The sequence below is a fragment of the Leisingera sp. F5 genome, assembly GCF_001593695.1.
Genome location: NZ_LUKH01000876.1, coordinates 1 through 1,529, shown reverse-complemented (window position 1 = coordinate 1,529; position 1,529 = coordinate 1). Strand labels below are relative to the sequence as shown.

General features: G+C 62.1%; 3 protein-coding genes. 1 reads left to right on the top strand and 2 read right to left on the bottom strand.

Going from position 1 to position 1,529, the window contains the following annotated elements:
• Both A2I95_RS36990 and A2I95_RS36985 read right to left on the bottom strand, forming a co-directional pair.
• On the bottom strand, positions 1–191 hold a 191-nt coding region (locus A2I95_RS36990), incomplete at its 3' end, for a hypothetical protein (RefSeq protein WP_291737457.1).
• A gap of 132 nt (positions 192–323) precedes the next feature.
• Positions 324–779: an Lrp/AsnC family transcriptional regulator gene (locus A2I95_RS36985; RefSeq protein WP_129371302.1), complete on the bottom strand. Its 456-nt coding sequence runs from the start codon at positions 777–779 to the stop codon at positions 324–326.
• 132 nt (positions 780–911) lie between these two features.
• Between A2I95_RS36985 and A2I95_RS36980 the strand changes: the two genes are divergently transcribed.
• Positions 912–1,529, top strand: a 618-nt coding sequence (locus A2I95_RS36980) for a Glu/Leu/Phe/Val dehydrogenase dimerization domain-containing protein (RefSeq protein WP_291737456.1), incomplete at its 3' end; no start/stop codon positions are given.

The following is a 1,529-nucleotide window of genomic DNA, read 5'->3' as shown; positions in this document are numbered from 1 at the left end:
TCGGATGACGGATTAGCCTCCGGCGCGTTCCGCTGCATCGGTGCGTTCACATCTTCAGGTTCGCCTGTCTCAGGTTTCACAGCCGCCGTCCTAGCGGTGGATGCCTTCAGCGTGCCTGCCTTGCGGACAGGTGGCTTGCCCTCGCCGGACTTGCGCCCGGATGTACTGCTTTTGCTGGTTGCTCTTGCCATTTGTGCCCCATGATCCTGTTATTTACCCTGCATCGGCTTCTCAGCCGCCCCGCGCCGTTGCGATTGGCAGCCAGACGTGCGGGCCTGCTCTGTGCAGCCAGCCTAACACAGGCCCCCTCCGGCGTGAACCGGTTAGCAGGCCGGCAGGGCATCGCGCTGAATCATGGTGCGCAGGGTAAAACTGGACCGGGTATTGCGAATGCCCGGCACCCGCATCAGACGGTCCTCCAGAAACCGGTCGAAATCCGGCAGATCCTCGGCCACCACCCGCAACAGGATATCGCGCGTGCCAGTCATTAAATAGCACTCCATCACCTGATCGAACTGGCGCACCGCTTTTTCAAAGGCCTGCAGGGCGCCGGTTGACTGGCGCTCCAGCTCCACCGCCACAAAGATCGTGACCGGCAGCCCCATCTTGGCCTGATCCACCCGCGCGGAATAGCCGCTGATCACGCCGCTTTCCTCCAAATTGGCCACCCGGCGCGCGCAGGGCGTTGGCGATAGCCCGACCTTCTCTGACAATTCGGAAATCTTCAGCCGCCCATTGCGCTGAAGCGCGGCCACGATCTTGCGATCAATTGAGTCCATGGAGGTTTCCTCTAAGATAGGCTTCTTCTACAGAGCATACCACCAAACACCACCGTTCTGGCAGGTCTTTTTAGTGAAAACCGGCGCCCGCGCCCTAGTATCATCGGGAAAAGTTTTGGAGGAGCAATCCAGATGACAGTGACTGCCGTCGCATCAACCACCCATGAAGAGATCTACCGCGTCGAGGAGGCCTCCGCGGGGCTGCTTGGCTTCATCGCCATCCACTCCACCCGGCTGGGTCCCGCCGCCGGCGGATTGCGGATGCGCCCCTATGCCAGCGAAGAGGAAGCACTGACCGACGTACAGCGGCTCAGCGAAGGCATGACCTACAAGAACGCCGCAGCGGGACTTACGCTGGGCGGCGGCAAGGCGGTGATCATCGGCGACCCTGCCCGGGACAAATCGCCGGAGCTGCTGCGCGCCTTTGCCCGTGCCATCGAAAGCCTGGACGGCCGCTACATCACTGCCGAAGACATGGGGATGAGCCCTTCCGACATGGGGGTTCTGGCAGAGGAAACCCGGTTTGTGGCAGGTCTTGCCGATGGCGAATATGCCAGCGGCGATCCCTCTCCGATCACCGCCCGCGGTATTTTCAACGCGATTTGCACCACGCGTGCCCACAAACACGGCAGCCGTGATCTGGGCGGCGTCACCGTTGCGGTGCAGGGCCTGGGCCATGTCGGCTGGTATCTTTGCCGGTTTCTGACCGAGGCCGGCGCCAAGCTGATGGTGACCGACATCGACGAGGCC